Origin of the sequence: Marichromatium gracile, assembly GCF_004343155.1 — a bacterium.
Classification (GTDB): Bacteria; Pseudomonadota; Gammaproteobacteria; order Chromatiales; family Chromatiaceae; genus Marichromatium; species Marichromatium gracile.
The window spans coordinates 69,487-87,966 of sequence record NZ_SMDC01000001.1 but is presented as its reverse complement, the minus strand read 5'-3'; the positions used below and the strand labels follow the sequence as shown (position 1 = coordinate 87,966).

Annotated in this window: 13 protein-coding genes; 11 read left to right on the top strand and 2 right to left on the bottom strand. The window is 64.9% G+C overall.

The genetic code is table 11. The features are described 5' to 3' along the window. The first annotated feature begins 466 nt into the window (after window positions 1-466). The 11 genes from EDC29_RS00430 (at window position 467) to purE (ending at window position 14,607) form a co-directional block, all read left to right on the top strand. Window positions 467-1,303 carry an ABC transporter permease gene (locus EDC29_RS00430; protein WP_123139260.1) on the top strand — a complete coding sequence of 279 codons (837 nt, stop codon included), beginning with the start codon at window positions 467-469 and terminating at the stop codon, window positions 1,301-1,303. After that, window positions 1,293-2,639, top strand: a complete 1,347-nt coding sequence (locus EDC29_RS00425) for an ABC transporter ATP-binding protein (RefSeq protein ID WP_062274950.1) — start codon at window positions 1,293-1,295, stop codon at window positions 2,637-2,639. The genes EDC29_RS00430 and EDC29_RS00425 overlap by 11 nt, the downstream gene beginning before the upstream one ends. A gap of 133 nt (window positions 2,640-2,772) precedes the next feature. Continuing rightward, entirely contained in the window at window positions 2,773-3,900 is a 1,128-nt protein-coding gene (locus EDC29_RS00420; RefSeq protein ID WP_062274952.1) for a DegT/DnrJ/EryC1/StrS family aminotransferase, read from the top strand. Beyond that, window positions 3,887-4,459: an acyltransferase gene (locus EDC29_RS00415; protein ID WP_132228119.1), complete on the top strand. Its 573-nt coding sequence runs from the start codon at window positions 3,887-3,889 to the stop codon at window positions 4,457-4,459. Before EDC29_RS00420 ends, EDC29_RS00415 begins: the two co-directional genes overlap by 14 nt. A 69-nt stretch (window positions 4,460-4,528) precedes the next feature. After that, window positions 4,529-5,743 carry a glycosyltransferase family 2 protein gene (locus tag EDC29_RS00410; protein WP_123139262.1) on the top strand — a complete coding sequence of 405 codons (1,215 nt, stop codon included), beginning with the start codon at window positions 4,529-4,531 and terminating at the stop codon, window positions 5,741-5,743. 31 nt (window positions 5,744-5,774) lie between these two features. After that, window positions 5,775-6,809, top strand: a complete 1,035-nt coding sequence (locus EDC29_RS00405) for a glycosyltransferase (protein WP_132228117.1) — start codon at window positions 5,775-5,777, stop codon at window positions 6,807-6,809. After that, window positions 6,806-7,990, top strand: coding sequence for a glycosyl transferase (locus tag EDC29_RS00400; RefSeq protein ID WP_123142882.1), 1,185 nt, complete (start codon window positions 6,806-6,808; stop codon window positions 7,988-7,990). Before EDC29_RS00405 ends, EDC29_RS00400 begins: the two co-directional genes overlap by 4 nt. A gap of 7 nt (window positions 7,991-7,997) precedes the next feature. Then, the gene (locus tag EDC29_RS00395) at window positions 7,998-10,241 is read left to right on the top strand and encodes a glycosyltransferase (RefSeq protein ID WP_132228115.1); all 2,244 of its coding nucleotides are present in this window, start codon (window positions 7,998-8,000) and stop codon (window positions 10,239-10,241) included. Between the two features lie 97 nt (window positions 10,242-10,338). Further along, the gene (locus EDC29_RS00390; RefSeq protein ID WP_132228113.1) at window positions 10,339-12,261 is read left to right on the top strand and encodes an acyltransferase family protein; all 1,923 of its coding nucleotides are present in this window, start codon (window positions 10,339-10,341) and stop codon (window positions 12,259-12,261) included. A 682-nt stretch (window positions 12,262-12,943) separates the two neighbouring features. Beyond that, complete coding sequence (gene purK / locus EDC29_RS00385; protein ID WP_132228111.1) at window positions 12,944-14,098, top strand: 5-(carboxyamino)imidazole ribonucleotide synthase; 1,155 nt, start codon at window positions 12,944-12,946, stop codon at window positions 14,096-14,098. After that, complete coding sequence (purE, locus tag EDC29_RS00380) at window positions 14,095-14,607, top strand: 5-(carboxyamino)imidazole ribonucleotide mutase (RefSeq protein WP_123139268.1); 513 nt, start codon at window positions 14,095-14,097, stop codon at window positions 14,605-14,607. The genes purK and purE overlap by 4 nt, the downstream gene beginning before the upstream one ends. Before the next feature lie 88 nt (window positions 14,608-14,695). On the opposite strand, the gene EDC29_RS00375 is transcribed toward purE, so the two are convergent. After that, window positions 14,696-16,030: a peptidylprolyl isomerase gene (locus EDC29_RS00375; RefSeq protein WP_132228109.1), complete on the bottom strand. Its 1,335-nt coding sequence runs from the start codon at window positions 16,028-16,030 to the stop codon at window positions 14,696-14,698. Beyond that, window positions 16,011-18,446 carry an LPS-assembly protein LptD gene (locus EDC29_RS00370; RefSeq protein ID WP_242466026.1) on the bottom strand — a complete coding sequence of 812 codons (2,436 nt, stop codon included), beginning with the start codon at window positions 18,444-18,446 and terminating at the stop codon, window positions 16,011-16,013. Before EDC29_RS00370 ends, EDC29_RS00375 begins: the two co-directional genes overlap by 20 nt. Window positions 18,447-18,480 lie beyond the last annotated feature (34 nt).

The following is an 18,480-nucleotide window of genomic DNA, read 5'->3' as shown; positions in this document are numbered from 1 at the left end:
GAGTTTTAGTCCTTTACGGTGGGATGTTAGGGTGGTGGGTGAGCCCGAAACTCGGCTAGGCTAACGCAGCCTGACGCTATCAGCAACTCACGCCATGGCGCAAGCACTCGGCCGTCGAGTTGCTGTACCAGAGCGGTTCAGCGCGGGCGGTGGCGCCGACAGGCTTTGGGGCGCCCGACTCCGCTGTGCCGACCTGTACCAGGAACTCATCTTGGTGTCCCCAAAAAGCAACATTGGATACGAGCACTGCTAAATTCTACTCAAGTTTTCCCATAAAACAAGCCTGAGAGTGCGCGACTGACACTATATTGAAACGTGTCTCTTTTTAGCATCACCCGGGACGACCGCTGGTGGTGCGCAAGATTGTCCCGCCCGCCCCGGATCGCTACACTGAATCCCTTGACTTACCCTGGCGTGTCCCGCACGGCCCGCCGTCACCCGCTCACCCGACCTCCCAAAGCTGCCGATGGACTCTCCGTACTCCGATCTATCCACCACCGCGCCGTCGGCCCTGCCGGCGAGTTTGTGGCGCAACCGGGGGCTGGTCCTCCAGTTGGTCCGGCGCGACATCAGCAGTCGCTACCGCGGCTCGTGGCTGGGGCTGGCCTGGTCGGTGCTCAACCCGGTGCTGATGCTGCTGGTCTACAGCTTCGTGTTCTCGGTGGTGTTCAAGGCGCGCTGGGGCGGTCCGGTGGAGGACGGGCATGCGGCCTTCGGTCTGGTGCTGTTCGCCGGGCTGATCGTGCATGCGCTGTTCTCCGAGGTGGCCAATCGCGCGCCGCGGCTGATCCTGGACAACGTCAGTTATGTGAAGCGGGTGGTGTTTCCGCTGGAGGTGCTGCCCTGGGTGGCGCTGGGCTCGGCGCTCTTCCACATGGGCATCAGTCTGGTGGTGCTGCTGGCGGGGCAGTGGTTGCTGACGCAGTCGCTGCCCTGGACCGCGCTGCTGTTGCCGGTGGTGGTCGCGCCGCTGTTGCTGGTGACGCTCGGGTGCGGCTGGTTCCTGGCCGCGACCGGGGTCTATCTGCGCGACATCGGGCAGAGCATCGGTCTGCTGACCACGGTGATGCTGTTTCTGTCGCCGACCTTCTATCCGCTCTCGGCGCTGCCCGAGCTGGGGCAGACGCTGCTGTATCTCAACCCGCTCACGCTGGTGATCGAGGAGAGCCGGCGGGTGTTGCTGTTCGGTCAGTTGCCGCACTGGGGCGGTCTGCTGGTCTATTCGGTCATCAGCGTGATGGTGGCCTGGGGCGGTTTCTGGTGGTTCCAGCGGGCGCGCCGAGGGTTTGCCGATGTCGTCTGAGCCGATGATGATCCGTGCCGAGGGGCTGGGTAAGTGCTATCGGGTGTACGAGCGCCCGGAGGACCGGCTCAAGCAGTCGGTTGTGGCGCGCTGGCGCGGGCTGCGGGGGCAGCCGCCGCCGCAGTATTATCGCGAGTTCTGGGCGCTGCGCGAGGTGTCGCTGGAGCTGCGCCGGGGGGAGACGCTCGGGGTCATCGGGCGCAACGGCTCGGGCAAGTCGACGCTGCTGCAGATGCTCTGCGGCACCCTGGCGCCGACCACCGGGCGGGTGGAGACCGGGGGGCGGATCGCCGCGCTGCTGGAGCTGGGCGCGGGGTTCAACCCGGAGTTCACCGGGCGCGAGAACGTGTATCTCAACGGCAGCGTGCTGGGGCTGACGCAGGCGGAGGTCGACGCGCGTTTCGAGCGCATCGCTGCTTTTGCCGATATCGGCGCCTTCATCGACCAGCCGGTGAAGACCTATTCGAGCGGGATGTACGTTCGTCTGGCCTTTGCGGTGGCGGTGAACGTCGATGCCGACGTGCTGGTGGTCGACGAGGCCCTGGCCGTCGGCGACATGTATTTCCAGGCCAAGTGCATGGCGCACATCCAGCGGTTGATCGACGACGGGGTCAGCCTGCTGTTCGTCAGCCACGATGTGGGCGCGGTCAAGTCGGTGTGCCAGCGCGCGCTCTATCTCGACCGGGGGCAGCCGGTGGCGCTGGGCGAGACCGCCGGGGTGGTGGAGGCCTATTACAGCGCACGCGTACAGGCGGAGCGCGCCGCCAGACCGGCGCCGGAGGCCGCCTCGCCCGAGCTGCCCGCGCAGGATCTGTTCGATCCCGCGGATCTCGAGGCGCAGGCCGAGTTCGCGCGGCGCGCGGACTTTCAGCGTATCCGCAACGGTCAGGCGGAGTTTCTCGATGTGCGGCTGACGGATCTCGACGGCCAGCCGCTGGAGTGCGTCGAGTTCGGCCAGACGGTGGTGCTGCGCATGCTGTTTCGCGCCAATCAGGCGATCGCGCTGGCCGGCATGGCCTACCATGTGCGCGATCGCACGGGGTATGACATCATCTACTCCGACACCGAGATCGAGTCGCGCCCCATCACCGATCTGCGCGCCGGCCAGGTGGTGCAGACGGACTGGCGCTTTACCGTGCGCTTGCGCGAGGGGGATTACTCGATCGCCGCGATGCTGTCGATCCCGGAGAATCTCGAGATCGCTCAGGTCGATGTGTGTGACTTCGTGCCCATCGCGCTGGCGTTCAAGGTGGTGCGGGGGGAGACCCTGCCGCTGCATGCCGCCTGTCACTGGCAGAACGAGGTGGCACACCGCACGCTCGAGGGCGAGGCGTAGGGGCGCTGTCCGGGGCTGTCGCCGCGACCGCGCGTCGGTCGCCGCGGCCCCGCTTGCCGACGGCCTCTGGTGCGCGCCCGCAGCGTCTGCGAGACATCGGGATCTCTCCGTTAACCTCTGCTGATCGGCACTCATGTCCTCCTCCAGACCCCTCTATGTGACGCAACCCGCCCTTCCGCCGCTGCGGGAGTTCATGCCCTATCTGGAGCAGATCTGGGATGCGCGGATGCTGACCAACGCAGGTCCCTTCCACGCGCGCTTCGAGGCCGCGCTGGGCGAGTACCTGGGGGTCGAGCACCTGGCGCTGTTCGCCAACGGCACGCTGGCGCTGATCACGGCCCTGCAGGCGCTGCGCATCACCGGGGAGGTGATCACCACGCCTTACTCGTTCGTGGCGACGGCGCACTCGCTGTTGTGGAACGGGATCAAGCCGGTGTTCGTCGATGTCGATCCGGTGACGCTGAACCTGGACCCGGCGCGCATCGAGGCGGCGATCACGCCGCAGACCACGGCGATCCTGGCGGTGCACGTCTATGGCCATCCGTGTGATCTGGATGCGATTGAGCGCATCGCCGACACCTACAACCTGAGGGTGATCTATGATGCCGCGCATGCCTTCGGGGCCAGGGTGGGGGGGCGCAGTCTGGTGGATCATGGCGACCTGTCGGTGTTGAGCTTCCACGCCACCAAGGTCTTCAACACCTTCGAGGGTGGGGCGATCATCTGCCCGGACGCGCGCACCAAGCAGCGTATCGATCGGCTGAAGAATTTCGGCTTCGTCGACGAGGTGACGGTGGTGGCCCCCGGCATCAACGGCAAGATGAACGAGTTCTGCGCGGCACTCGGCCTGTTGCAGCTCGAGCACGTCGATGCCGCGCTGGCGCGTCGCGCGGAGCTGGCGCGGATCTATCGCGCGGCCATCGACGAGATCCCCGGACTGCGCTGTCACCCGGACCCGGTGCCGGAGGGGGCGAATCATGCCTATTTCCCGATCATGGTTGAGTCGGCATACCCCATCGATCGCGATGCCCTGTACCAGCGCTTCAAGGCGCGAGACATCCATGCCCGGCGTTATTTCTATCCGCTGATCTCGGCGTTCCCGATGTACCGGGGGCTGCCATCGGCGCAGCCCGACCTGTTGCCGAACGCGGTGCGCGCGGCCGAACAGGTGCTCTGTCTGCCGCTCTACCCGGATCTCGAGGCGGAGGATCAGGCGCGCGTGATCGCGGTCTTGCGGGAGGCCGGCGATGGCGATGCTTGAGCGTGCCGAGGTCGAGGCGCTGGGGTTCGCCGGCGTCGGTCGTGACGTCGAGATCTCCGAGCGTGCGGTGTTCTATGGCGCATCGCGCATCACCCTGGGCGATGCGGTGCGCATCGATGACTTCTGCGTGGTGTCGGCGGGTGCCGGAGGCATCGCGATCGGCAGCCATGTGCATCTTGCCGTCGGCTGTACCCTGATCGGCGCGGCGCGGATCAGTCTGGAGGACTTCAGCGGTCTGTCCTCGCGGGTGTCGGTGTATTCGAGCAGCGATGATTACTCCGGCGCCGCGCTGACCAATCCGACGGTGCCCGATTGCTATCGGGCCGTTGTCCACGGCGAGGTGAGGCTCGGACGGCATGCGATCGTCGGTGCCGGGAGCGTGATCCTGCCCGGGGTGACGCTGGAGGAGGGCGTGGCGGTCGGCGCGCTCAGTCTGGTCACCAAGCGCTGCGCGGCGTTCGGCGTCTATGCCGGTCGCCCGGCGCGGCGCGTCAAGGAGCGCTCGCGCGAGCTGCTGCGACTGGAGGCGGCGTTGCTTGGCGAGGACGCGCCGCGATAGGACATGGAGTCCTGGCCGCCGCGGGCAGGATAGGCAGGCCTTGGCGCCGAGTACAGAGATGGATCGATCATGAGTAGTCCACGAGTCAGCGTTGTTGTCGCTGCATATAACCATGCCGCCTTTGTGCGTGAATGCATCGAGAGCGTGCAGGCCCAGACCTTCACCGATTGGGAGCTGGTCGTCACCGACGACGGCTCCCATGACGGTACCGCCGATATCCTCCGCGAGCTTGCCGCCTCGGATCGACGCATCCGCTTTCACGGTTTTGCCGTCAATCAGGGGGCCTGCATCGCGGTCAACGATGCCATCGCGCGGGCGCGCGGCGAGTTCATCGCCGTGCTCAACTCCGATGATCGCTGGCGAGCGGACAAGCTGGCGCTTCAGGTGGCGTTTCTCGAGCGCCACCCCGAGTGCGGCGCGGTGTTTGCCAAGCCGCGCCTGATCGACGAACGCGGCGCGCCCTTCACCGACGCGGGGCACAAGGACTATCTGATCTTCGAGGAGGCGAACCGTTCTCGTCAGGCATGGCTGGATCACTTCTTTCATGCCGGAAACTGTCTGTGTCACCCCTCGGTCCTGATCCGGCGCTCATGCTACGACCATGTCGGCTGTTATGACCCGCGTCTGGCCCAGTTGCCCGATCTGGACATGTGGGTGCGGCTCTGCGCGCATTACGAGATCCATATCCTCGACGCGCAGCTGGTCGACTTCCGCATCCTCGACGGCGAGCGCAATGCCAGCGCCGCGCGTCCCGAGGTGCTTGCTCGCGAGCCCTGGGAGCGGTTGCAGGTCTTGCGTCACTATCTGACCGACGGTCTCGACGGTCATGTGTCTCCGCTGCCGCATCCGGCGCAGCCGCAAGACGAGCCGTCGCCGCGCCTGCGCCTGGCCTGGACCGCCCTGGCGATCGGGACGCCGGCTCATCGCGCGCTGGCCCTGGAGATCCTTCATCGGGCGCTTGCGCCCGGCGAGCCCGTGGCCGCGGGCGCCCCGGAACTCTCCGCGTATCTGCGTCTCACCGGCGAGACGGATCTCTTCTGGCAGCGCCATGTTGCCATCTGTCACCAGCTCCAGCGCGACGTCGAGACGCTGCAGGATGTTGTCGCACGTCAGCGCGCCGAGCTGGCATCGGTCAACCAGGCGCTCGACCTGAGCCAGTCGCGACATGCCTCGGCCGAGGCCGCACTGCGGGACATCCAGTCCTCCCGATCCTGGACCATGACCGCACCGCTGCGCCGGCTGGTGCGGCGGGTGAGCGGCTTGCGGCGAAAGGGGGATGAGTGATGATGGCTGCCGTTTTCAACAGAGATGAATCATGAGCAAGACCCCAACTGTCAGTGTCGTGATTCCGGCCTACCGTCATCAGGCGTTCATCGCCGAGGCCATCGACAGTGTGCTGCGGCAGAGCTTCGATGACCTCGAGCTGATCGTCATCGATGACGGCTCGCCGGATGACACGGCGGCGGTTGCCGAGCGTGCCCTGGCCAATGATCCGCGCGCCCGGCTGCTGCGCCAGGACAACGCCGGTTCGCATGCGACGATCAACCGCGGGCTGTCGATGGCCCGCGGGGAGTGGGTCGCCATCCTGAATTCCGACGACCGCTATCACCCGGATCGTCTCGAGCGTCTGCTCGCGGTGGCGGGGGAGGGGTACGACTTCCTGGTCAGCGATTTGCGCCTGATCGACCAGGACGGGGGCGTCGTGAGCGACCCCGGGCACTGGTTCAATACGATGATCGAAGGGTTCCGTCAGTACGCGAGGGCCGATGGCCCCGTGGCCGGCTTGCTGTACGGCAACTATACGGCCTCGACCTCGAACTTCTTTTTCAGGCGCGCGCTGCTGGATCGCATCGGCGGTCTCAGGGAGTATCGCTATGTCGTCGACTGGGAGTTTGCGCTGCGGGCCGCGCTCGAGGCGCCGGAGCGATTCACCTATCTGATCGACGAGCCCCTGTTCGATTATCGCCTTCACGGCGCCAATACGATTTTGTCGGGCGCGCTGCGCGGTGGCGCGGAGATCGAGCGCATGCAGCGAGGGATACTCCGCGAGCGCTTCGGTGTCCCGCGCGCGCTGCTGGCAGCCATGCACCGCAATCATCGCCATCTGCGTCGCCATTGGCGGGAGCTGGGTGAGCAACGCGTCGAGCGCTTCGTGCGCGATCGCGAGGCTGACGTGGCCCTGCTGCGTGATGCGCTCGACCTGGAGTCGAGCACTCGCCAGCAAGAAGTGGCCTTGCTGAAGGCCAAACTGGCAGAGCGCGAGACGGCCCTGGCCGCGCACAAGGCGGAGTTGGCCGCCATTCATGCCAGCCGTAGTTGGCGTTATACGAGGATTCTGCGTAAAAAATGAAATCATCGCCTCACTGCTTTACCAGCATTACGAGCAACTATCTGCCGAAGGCTCGTGTGCTGGCTTCGTCGATCAAGCGGGTCTGCCCCGATGCTGGTTTCCACTTGATGCTCAGCGACACGCCGCCCAGCGGTTTCGATCTGGCGGCGGAGCCGTTCGATAGTGTGCTGCAGATCGAGGATCTGCCGGTCGCCGATGTCAATGCCTGGGTGTTCAAGCACAGCGTGGTGGAGCTTTGCACCGCAGTGAAAGGCCTGGCGGCACAGGAGATCGCACGACGGCATGATGCGGCGCAGGTCTTCTATTTCGACCCCGACATGGTTGTTTTCGGTGGTCTGGATGAACTCAGCGGCAAGCTTGCCGGGCACAGCGTCGCCCTGACGCCTCACCTGACCGCCCCGGAGGAGGATCTGCAGGGGATTCTCGACAACGAGATCAGTGCCCTGAAGCACGGGATCTACAATCTGGGGTTCGTCGGCGTCAACACCGCCAGCAGCGAGGGACGGCGTTTTCTCGACTGGTGGGCGGCGCGGCTGGTGGACTTCTGTTATGACGATATCCCCAACGGACTGTTCACCGATCAGCGGTGGGTCGATCTGGCGCCCGGCTTCTTCGAGGACGTGCTGATCCTGCGTGATCCTCAATACAATGTCGCAACCTGGAACATCAGCCACCGACAGGCAACGGGGTCGATCGAGGACGGCATCGAGATCAATGGCCAGCCCTTGAGCTTCTATCACTTCTCCGGGTTCGACAGCGGCGCCCAGGAGGCCATGCTGAAGCGTTACGGGAAATCCAGCCCGGTGCTCTTCAAGCTGCGCGACTGGTATATCGAGGAGTGTCGCAAGAACGGTCAGGACGCGCTCGGCAAGCTGCCGTGCAAGTTTGCCTGCTACAGCAACGGGGAGACGATCACCAAGCTGCAGAGGATCGTCTATCGCAACCGTCAGGATCTGCAGGACGCCTTCCCCGATCCATTCGACACCTCAGACCTCCATCAGTCCTATTACGACTGGTTCCGTGTCAATGGTCCGGCACCAACGGACTTCGACGAGCTTCCCGCCGAGGCGCTGCGGGCACAGTTGAGCGAAGCGCTCGATGAGCTGCGTCGCATCAAGCATTCACGTAGCTGGAAGCTGGCCCGTCTGGTGAGTCGAGGTGCCCGGTTGCTCCGGCGCTGATGCTACCGTGGAACGCGTGCTTTGCTTTGATGGGGGCCCTGCGACAACAGGCTTGACGGTGCGGGATGACTGTCTGGTCGAGAGCCTGCGCCTGCTGTTGTCGAATACTGCCTACGCGACCGGGATTCGACTCTATCTGCCTGGGTTTAGCCGGGGGATGAGCGAGCGGGAAGAGCAGGCGTTTTGCAGCGAGCTTTCCAGCCGGGTCGGCCTGGATCTCGCGCGCGATGATCGCATCGAGATCCACCCGCAGGTCAGCAACGGTCTCTCCGACATCCTGAGCACGCTGCCGGCCTCGGTCAGCGAGGTGATGGTTGTCGGCGCCGGTTTTCTGGTGCCGCCCGGGTGGGATACGCGGCTGCGTTCCATCGCCAAGGACGACGCCCTGATCGGCTGCATTTCTCCGCTTTGCATGGGGGTGCCGCCCCTCGATGACGGCGCTGGTCTCTCCGCGCGTGGATCGAGTTCAACGGGCGCGGTCGATGCGGCCGCCATGACCGCGTGGCTGGACAACGACCGGCTGGTTGCGGCGCTCGGCGCAACGCAACACCTACAGCTTCCCATCCTGTTCCCCCAGTGCTGCTACTTGACCGCGCAAGGGCTGTCCGCTCTACGGGCGGCAGACAGGGGCCTGGACCCGGTCGTTTGTCTCGAGCGCGCCGGTCTCGTCAGCTTGGTCGCGCTGAATTTGCTGACCGCGAAACAGCGAGGCCTGGGTGAGTCAAGCGCGCTCTCGGCCTACATCGAGTCTGCGTCGAAATCCAGCAAGCTGCTCGGATGGCTGCGCACCAGGCTTGACGAGGGGCATGCGCCAGCCATCGATTCCGCAGCCGTCCGTTCATCGCAGCCGGTTCAGCTGCATATCGCTCATAGCTGGGGCGGCGGGCTCGGTCACTGGGTGGATGATTTCATCGCCGGTGATTCGAGTCGCGTCAACCTGGTCTTGAAGTCGATCGGGTCCTGGGGGGAGTTCGGGCAGCGTCTCGAGCTTTACAGCAGCTACAGTGCGATGCCGCCGCTCCGTGTCTGGTCACTGACCACGCCAATCACGGAGACGGCACTGGCCAATCTGGATTATCGCGCCGTCCTGCGCGAGATCCTCTCGGAGTATCAGGTCCAGGGCGTTATCGTCTCTTCGCTGATCGGTCACTCGCTCGATGTCTTTCGCACCGGCCTCCCGACCTTGCTGGTTGCTCATGACCATTATCCTTTCTGTATCGCGCTGTATTCCCGGTTCAACGATGTCTGCGCCCGCTGTGATGGCGAAAGGCTTCGGGCGTGCATGAAGGATAATCCTGGCCATCAATTCTTTACCAGTCGTGCCCCGGAGGACTGGGAGGCGTTGCGCGCAGCCTTTGTCGGGGTCTTGCAGGACAACCCCGTCACGCTGGTCACGCCTGTCCGTTCCGTGCTCGAGCGATGGCGTACCCAGATGCCTCAGCTCGAGTCCCTGCCTGCCCATGTCATTCCGCACGGCTTGGGGTTGTCGCCCAGCCCATCGCTCGCGGGAGAGGATGCGGGGCGGTTGCGTGTTGTGATTCCGGGAAAACTGAGTGAGGCGAAGGGCTTGAGGCTGCTCGAGCAGGTCCTGCCCGCCTTGGCTCGGTTTGCGGACATCTACCTGATCGGCTGTGGTGTCAGCGGCCATGTGTTCTCCAGCATTCCCGGCGTTCATCTCGTCGAGCACTATGCCCGGGGAGAGATTCAGGCCGAGCTTTCCGCCTTGCGCCCGCATGTCGGCTTGCTCTGTTCTCTGGTCCCGGAAACCTTTTCCTACACGCTTGGCGAGCTGCAGCACTATGGCATACCTGTCGTTGCCACCCGAGTGGGGAGTTTTGTCGATCGCATCGATCATGGTGAAACCGGTTTTCTGTGTGACCTGGATGCCGGGGCGGTTGTCGAACTGATGCGTTCTCTCGATGACGACAGGGAGGTTCTCTCCAGGGTACGTGGCCGGCTCGAACAGACTCCGCCGCGCACCTTGGACGGGATGGTGGCGGATTACCACAGGCTCCTTCCGGTGGCGCCGGTGGCAAGAGGACAGGCCCTGTTCGAGGCGGGGCCCAGACAACTGGCAAAAGAAGCCATCTACATCAACCCTCAGTCGACCTATAAAATGGCCGCGTATGCCTTTTTCAAGTATTCGCTCATCAAGGTCGCGAGCAGTCCGAGACTACCGTCGTGGTTGAGGCGCGGGCTCGGGAAGACCTTGCGGCTTTTGAAAAGGCTCAAGGGCTCGTGTGAGCGTTGACGGCCATGCCTCTTGTTGGGAAGTGAAGATCCTTTCGCTTTTCGAATATTCATGATTTGTGCCTCTTGCTTTTCAGGCAGGGGGCAGGTTGTTTTTGATGGAAAAAGAAAAGCGTCCAAGTAAAGATTCTGGCTGTCATCCCGCATATCGTCCAGATATTGACGGGCTCCGGGCTGTCGCCGTTCTTTTTGTCGTTCTTTTTCACGCCTTTCCCAGCCATTTGAGGGGTGGCTTCGTTGGCGTTGACGTTTTCTTTGTGATCTCCGGCTTTCTTATCTCCTCGATCATATTCAAGAGCGTTGATGCCGGTGCTTTCAGTCTGTCCGATTTCTATGGCAGACGGGTGAAGCGGATCTTTCCGGCGCTTTTTCTGGTGCTGCTCTCGAGTTATCTCTTTGGCTGGTATTTCTTGCTGGAGAACGAGTACGAGCAGCTGGGCAAGCATATTGCTTCTGGTGCTGCCTTCATCTCCAACATCGTTCTGTTTACGGAGTCGGGATATTTCGATAGTGCCGCCGAACTAAAGCCCTTGCTGCACTTGTGGAGTCTGGGTGTCGAGGAACAGTTCTATATCTTCTGGCCCCTGCTGGTCATGCTGGCATGGCGAAAAGGGGTAAGCCTTGCCTGGCTGATCGCGGGTGTCTTCGTCGTGTCTTTCTCTCTCGGTATCGTCACGATAAAAAACAACGAGGAAGCCGCTTTTTACCTTCCGCTGACCCGCTTCTGGGAGCTGCTTGCCGGGAGTCTGCTGGCCTGGCTGAAACTGTATGCCGAGCCGGTTGGCAGTGCCGTCGAGACGGGCAAGGGCAAGGCATTTCTAAACAAGGCCAATGTTTTTTCCTTGGTTGGCGTGCTGTTTTTGATCGTTGCCGTCACACAAATCAACGAACGATCCGAGTTTCCGGGTTATTGGGCGCTGTTCCCTGTGCTTGGCGCCGTCTTGATAATCGCTGCCGGGCCTCAGGCATGGGTCAACGAGAAAGTGCTTTCAAGCCGACTCTTCGTGTGGGTCGGCCTGATCAGCTATCCGCTTTATCTGTGGCATTGGCCGATCCTTTCCTTCGGTTATATCCTCGAGGACGGCTCGCCTGCCGTGGCGACCCGGCTGCTCGGTGTCGCCGGGGCCTTCCTGTTGGCATGGTTGACCTACCAGTTCGTCGAGAAAAGGGTTCGCTCCAGGGTCGGTGGAAAGAAGATCCTGGTGCTGGTGTTCGCCATGTCGGGCATTGGCCTGGTTGGGCTTGCCACCTACCTGGGTAACGGGTTTGGATTCAGGCTGAATTCCAATCTTGCGATGGATGAGCAGGCGATAAAGCAGGAGCGGGAGCAGTATTGGTCGGAGATTTCGGGCAGCGGTTTCCGTGACGATGCGACGAATATACTGATCTTCGGGGATAGTCAGGCATTCGATATCTACAAGGCATTGGCGAACGACGATCGTTTTGGTCTGAAGATCTATCAGACCAGCTTTGAGTGCGCCGCCTTCATGATGCCGAAGTGGGGGGCTGAAAAGAACGCGGAGTCGTGTCGTCAGAACTTTGCGACGATGATCTCCTCGCCGGAGATACAGGACGCTGAAATATTTGTCTATGCCGCTCATTGGCAAATGGCCGGCGAGCCGGAAGATGCGGAAGCATTCTATCGTCAGGCCGTCGCGGAAATAAAGGCTCTGAATCCTGAGATAAAGGTTGTCTTTTTCGGTCCGAAGCCATTGATCGGAGAGACATGGCTATCCATCAATGCGATCACCAAGGGGCAAAGATCGTTGCCCTTGATGAACGCATCGCTCAACGAGAAGAGATGGTTGAGACCGGAAGAAACGGATTATGCAAGGAGCATGGCAGGTCGTCTGGGTGTCGACTTTATCGACACCGAAGAGGTTTTCTGTGCTGGCGGATGTCCATTCTATGAAAACAACAAGTTTTCGTATTTTGACCAACTGCACTGGACTGAGTTTGGCGCTTCGCTGTTCATGACCAAGCTCAAGGCCCGCGGCGAGTTCCAGTCTCTTGTCCAGTAAGGGGTTTTCGTCCTGCGTCTGTTTGGCGATCCTTGTTTCTGACGGGGGGCTCGATCGCACAGGTTTGAAGCCCAGGGCGTTGATTGCAGCCAGCGGTGCCGGTGCGCTCGCCCGATGCTCAAGGGTCTCTTCGCTCAAGGGTCTCTTCCGGGGCTGTGCCCGGTGGCGGCATGGCGTGGCTGGCCTGGGGCGACACCTTGCCCAAGGGCCTGGAGCGGTTGCACCTCCGGTAACCCGAGACCGGGGGATCGGGCGGGAGACCTGGATGATCGACTCGACGCCGGTCCGTGCCATGCGTCTCGGCGCTGGCGGCGGACAAGCAGAGGGCGTAAGCGCCGCTGCGGCTGGCTGTCTGCGGACGTTTCGCAAATCCCGCGATCGCAACGCCACCGAGTGCCCGTTGGCAGGACTCAAGCCCTGTCGACGACCTGCCAGCCGTTACGACAAGTCGGCCCCCCGTTTTTCGGCGAGATTGAGGCTTGTTGGCATCCGCAGACGTCTCGGGCGCGAGGTTTTGCACGGAAGGTAAGACTGGAGACTCGCGGGCGCAGCCGATACCATGTCGTCTCAGCGTCCCCGCGACCGTCGCCCGACCCAGCCGATACGTCCACGCGCTGTCCTGACTACTCCCCTGTATTCTTTAGGGCTTTCCAATTTCTTCCACATCCCCGATCATTGCACTATGGATCGATTTTCCTTACCCATTGCCCGTATCGGCATCATCGGTGGTGGCCAGCTCGGCCGCATGATGGCCAAGGCCGCCAAGCGGATCGGCTGCACCTGCGTGGTGCTCGATCCGCAGCCGGGTTCGCCCGCGGCGCAGATCGCCGGTCAGCAGATCGTCGGTCACTATCATGATCCGGCCAAGCTGCGCGAGCTGGCCGATGCCTGCGACGTGCTCACCTTCGACATCGAGGACATCGGCACCGAGACCCTGGTCGAGCTCGAGCAGGAGGGGCATGCGATCTATCCGGCGCCGGGGGTGCTGGCGCTGATCCAGGACAAGCTCACCCAGAAGCAGGCGCTGGAGGCGGCGGGGATTCCCACCGCGCCCTTCGTGCCGATGCCCGAGCCCACGCCCGAGGCCTTCGCCGCTTTCGGCTATCCGCTGGTGCAGAAGGCGCGACGCGGTGGTTACGACGGGCGCGGGGTGTCGATCATCAAGCGTCCGGAGGACTTCGACCGTCACCTGCCGGTGCCCTCGCTGGTCGAGCGCTTCGTGCCGGCGCGCAAGGAGGTCGCGGTGCTGGTGGCGCGTGGGCGCGACGGCGCCTGCCGTTGCTACCCGCCGGTGGAGATGTGCTTCCGCGCCGGCGAGAACGTGCTCGACATGCTGCTCGCCCCGGCGGCGATCGACGACAGCGAGGCCGAGGCGGCGCGCGCCCTGGCGGTGCGCACGGTCGAGGCGCTCGGCGGCGTCGGGGTGTTCGGTGTCGAGATGTTCCTCGCCGAGGACGGCTCGCTGCTGGTCAACGAGGTGGCGCCGCGCACCCACAACTCCGGCCATCACACCATCGAGGCCTGCGTCACCGACCAGTTCGAGCAGCATCTGCGCGCGGTGGTGGGGCTGCCGCTCGGCTCGACCGACCAGCTGGTGCCGGCGGCGATGATCAATCTGCTCGGCGCGCCCGGCTATCGTGGCCGGCCGGTGATCCGGGGGATGGCCGAGGCCCTCGCCATCCCGGGCGTGTGCGTGCACCTCTACGGCAAGGCCACCACCTCGCCGTTTCGCAAGATGGGCCATGTCACCGTGCTCGATACCGACATCGAACAGGCGCGCGAGAAGGCGCTGCGGGTACGCGAGCTGATCGAGATCACCGGGGAGGAGCAGGCATGAGCCAGGTTCAGGAACGCGCGCGCGCGCGAGTCGGCATCATCATGGGCAGCGATTCGGACCTGCCGGTGATGCAGGAGGCGGCCAACAGCCTGGCCGGTCTCGGCATTCCCTACGAGATGACCATCGTCTCGGCCCACCGCACCCCGCGTCGGCTCTACGAGTACGCCGAGCAGGCCGTCGCGCGCGGGCTGCAGGTGATCATCGCCGGTGCCGGCGGCGCGGCGCACCTGCCGGGGATGGCCGCCTCGCTGACGCCGTTGCCGGTGATCGGGGTGCCGGTGAAGACCTCGACCCTGTCGGGCGAGGACTCGCTGCTGTCGATCGTGCAGATGCCCGCCGGGGTGCCGGTGGCGACGGTGGCGATCAACGGGGCGAAGAACGCGGGGCTGCTCGCGGCGCAGATCCTCGGCGCGTCCGACCCCGAGATCCGCGAGCGGGTGGCGCAGTACAAGCGCGACCTGGAGAAGCTGGTGATGGACAAGGTCGCCCAGCTCGAGGCCGGCGCCTGAGTCGCGACCTGCCTCTCGCCCCGGGCGCGCCGCGCGGCGCGCCCGTCTCCTTCCGGCGCCGCATCCACGCGGCGCCGTCTTCGTCCGCTCAGGGCTCGAGGTCGTCGAGCCTGATCTCGATATAGGCCTCGTCGCGCAGCTGGCGCAGCCACTGCTCGATCGCCTCTTCGGCCTTGCGCTGTTGCAGCGCCTCGCGTGCCTTGATGCGCATCGCACCCTCGGCCGAGTCCTGGGTGCGGCGCTCCAGCACCTGCACCAGATGCCAGCCGAAGGGGCTCTGGAAGGGGGCGCTGAGCTGCTCCGGCCCGAGCCTGTCCATCACCTCCTCGAAGGCCGGCACGGTGTCGCCGGGATTGACCCAGCCGAGGTCGCCGCCGCGCAGCGCCGAGCCGGTGTCGTCGGAGTTGGCGCGGGCGAGCAGGGCGAAGTCGTCGCCGCCGAGGATGCGCTGGCGCAGCACCGAGAGACGGCGCTTGGCGTCGGCGTCGGAGACCAGCTCGTTGGTGCGGATGAGGATGTGGCGCACATGGGTCTGCTGCAGGTTGCCCGGCTTGGCGCCCTCGATCTGGCTGAGCTTGATGATGTGATAGCCGCTGGAGCTGCGGATCGGGTCGCTGATCTCGCCCTCGTTGAGGGTCAACGCCAGGTCAGCGACCAGGGTCGGGGTGGCGCCGATCTCGAACCAGCCGAGGTCGCCGCCCTGCAGCGCGTTGCGCCCGTCGGAGTCGCGTGCCGCGAGTGCCGCGAAGTCGGCGCCGCCGCGTAGCTTGACCACCAGTTGCTTGGCCTTGCGTTCGGCGCGTGCGACCTGCTCGGCGTCGGGCTGCTCGGGCAGGGCGATGAGGATGTGTTGGAGACGCACCCGCTCGCGCTCGATCAGCAGGCTCGACTCGCGCTCGAGGAAGCGGTCGATCTCCTGGTCGGTGATGCGGATCTTGCTCACCACCTCCTGGTTCTGCAGTCGGCTGGTGAGGATCTGGTCGCGGGTGTCCTCGCGGAAGTCGGCAAAGTCGATGCCGCCGGTCTCGAGCGTGGCCTGCAGCTCGGCGATGGTGAGACCGTTGCGCGCGGCGATGTCGCCGAGCGCCTCGTTGAGGGTGGCCTCGTCGACCTCGATGCCGAGCGCGCGGGCCTGCTGGCGCTGCAGCCGCTTGAGGATCAGGCGATCGAGCACCTGTTTCTCGAGCTGCGGGCGCGGCGGCGCGGCGGTGCCGGCGCGCTGCATCTGCGGCAGCACCAGTTCGATCTCGCGCTCGACCTCGCTCTGCACGATGACGTCGTCGTTGACCACGGCGACGATGGCGTCGAGCGCCTCGACCGCGGCGGTGGCGGGCGTCGCGCCGAGCGCGAGCGCCAGGGCGAGCGCGAGGCCGCCGAGCAGGCCGGCCCAGGGGGCGGGCCGGTTAGTCCGTGTGGTACCCATAGATTCCTCTTTCCAGGAGCTTGTCGATCGGGTTGCCGAATGAACCGAGACCGGCAAGCTCCAGTTGCAACATGACGCTGGTGCTGCCGTCGCGCTCGGAGCTGGTCTTGAGGTGCTGTCCGAGCAGGCGCAGGCGCCAGCAGCAACGTCCGTACTCGATGCCGGCGAAGGCCTCGATGGTCTCGTCGTTGAGCATCGAGTAGAGCCAGCGCCCGACCAGCCGGGTGCGGTCGCCGAGCGGGAGCTGGAAGGAGAGGTCGGCGTCCTCGTAGCGTTCGGATCCGGTCTGGTTGCCGAGGTTGTAGCGATAGCTGAGGTTGACCAGACGGTTCGGTTCGGGGGCGTAGCGCAGCTGCAGCACCCGCTTCTCCCACGGGTCCTCGGTCTCGTTGGGGTTCCACTGTACGCTCGCCCGTGCGCTCCAGTCCTGGCTGAGCCGGGCGGCGAACTCGCCGGCGACCGAGGAGCTGACGTCCTCCTCGGCCTCGTCGCCGTAGAGTCGCACGCGGCGCGAGTCGAAGTAGTAGATCTGGCCGATGCTGGCGCGGAACAGTTCGCGCCCGCTGTCGTCGGCGATGGTGCGCGAGGTCAGGCCGAGGGTGAGACGGTTCTCGTCGCCGATGCGGTCGTAGCCGGTGAAGCGGTTGGCGCGGAACAGGCTGGCGAAGCTGAAGTCGAGCGCGGTGGTGTCGAAGCGCGGGGTGTCCGACTGGTCCTCGTAGGCGGTGAGCAGGTAGTAGATGCGCGGCTCCAGGGTCTGCAGCGCACTGCTGCCGAACCAGTTGGTCTCGCGCTCGAAGACCAGCTTGCCGTCGAGATCGAAGCTGGGGATGAGGTGCGAGGGGCGCTCGGGCAGGCCGTCCTGCTGGTCCTGCAGCTCGTAGCCGGTGTAGTAGACCCGTGCCTGGGGGATGAGATAGCCGAAGCTGCGGCGTATCGGGATGCGCACCGAGGGCACCGCCACCAGGCGGCTGCCGTGGACGGCGTTGCTGTGGTCGAAGTAGTCGTACTGGCCCTGGAAGCGGTACTCGAGCAGGCCGTTCCAGCGCTGCGGGTCGAGTTCGAGTTCGAGGTGCGGGAGCTGGCCGTAGGGACGGTTCTCGGGGGTGATGCTGGTGTCGACGGTCTGGAACTGCTGCAACCGGATCAGGGTGCGCCAGCCCTCGCCGGTATAGCCGAAGTCGGCACGCTGCGAGAGGTTGCGCAGGCTGGTGACGTCGAGTCGGTTGCCGAAGTCCTCCAGGTACTGGTCGTCGGAGGCCGAGGCGTAGTCGATCGAGCTGTACCAGCCGGCGTAGTAGCCGTTCTGCAGCACGCGCAGCGCGCCGCGCACCCCTTCCTCGGGGTTCTTGCGGTCCTCGGGCAGCAGCTCGGCGTTGATCTCGATCTGCTGGTGGGGCGAGAGATAGCGGAACTGGCCGCCGAGCATCAGCCCGCGGGTGCTCATGTAGCGCGGCATCAGGGTCGCGTCCATGTTGGGCGCGATGTTCCAGTAGTAGGGGATGGTGATATCGGTGCCGGTCTCGCTCGACGAGCCGAACGAGGGGATCAGCAGGCCGCTGCGCCGCCGATCGTCGATCGGGAAGCGCAGATAGGGGGTATAGAGCACCGGCACGTCGGCCACCCGCAGCCGCGCGTTGCGCGCCACGCCCATGCCGCTGTCGCGGTCGAGCTCCAGGGTGGAGGCGCGGATCGACCAGTCGTCGTTGCCGGGCGCGCAGGTGGTGTAGACGATGTCCTCGTAGCGACTGCGCGCCGGGTCGAGCAGCTCGGCGCGGGTGGCGCTGCCGCGCAGGTTGGCGCTGCCGGAGAGACGGTAGCGGGCGTGCTCGATCTCGCCGGTCTGGGTGTCGAGGTTGTAGTCGGCACGATCGCCCTGGAGACGCAGCCCGCGATAGTCGAGGAAGACGTCGCCGCTGGCCTCGGTCTGGCCGCTGGCGCTCGCGTAGGTGGCGCGGTCGGCCTCGAGACGCTGGCCCGGGCGGGTGATCTCGACGGTGCCGCGCAGTTCGATGCGCTCGCCCCGGCGGTCGTAGTCGACCCGGTCGGCGACGATGTCGATGGGGGTGGTGTCGTCCTCGTTGCCGAGGATGGAGACGTTGGCGCCCTTGCGCGGGCCGCACTGATCCCACTCCAGCCCCCGGTGCAGATAATCGACGCTGGCGCGCGCCGCGCCGGGCTGCGGGAGGGGCTCCTCGGGCTCGGCCGGGAGGCTGTCATCGGGGGCGAGCGGGCTGAGCGCGACCAGATCGGGCAGACGGATCGCCGAGAGCATGGCGCGCAGCGTCGCCAGGGTGCCGCCATCGCTGGATTCGGACTCCGGGCAGTCCTGGGTGCAGTTCGCCGCGCCCGGCGCGGAGACGGCGAGCAGGGTCGCCAGCAGTGAGGCGCGCACGCCCTGTTTGAAGTCGACCATGGTCGCCATGCGTCTGACGGGCTGGTTGGTGAGC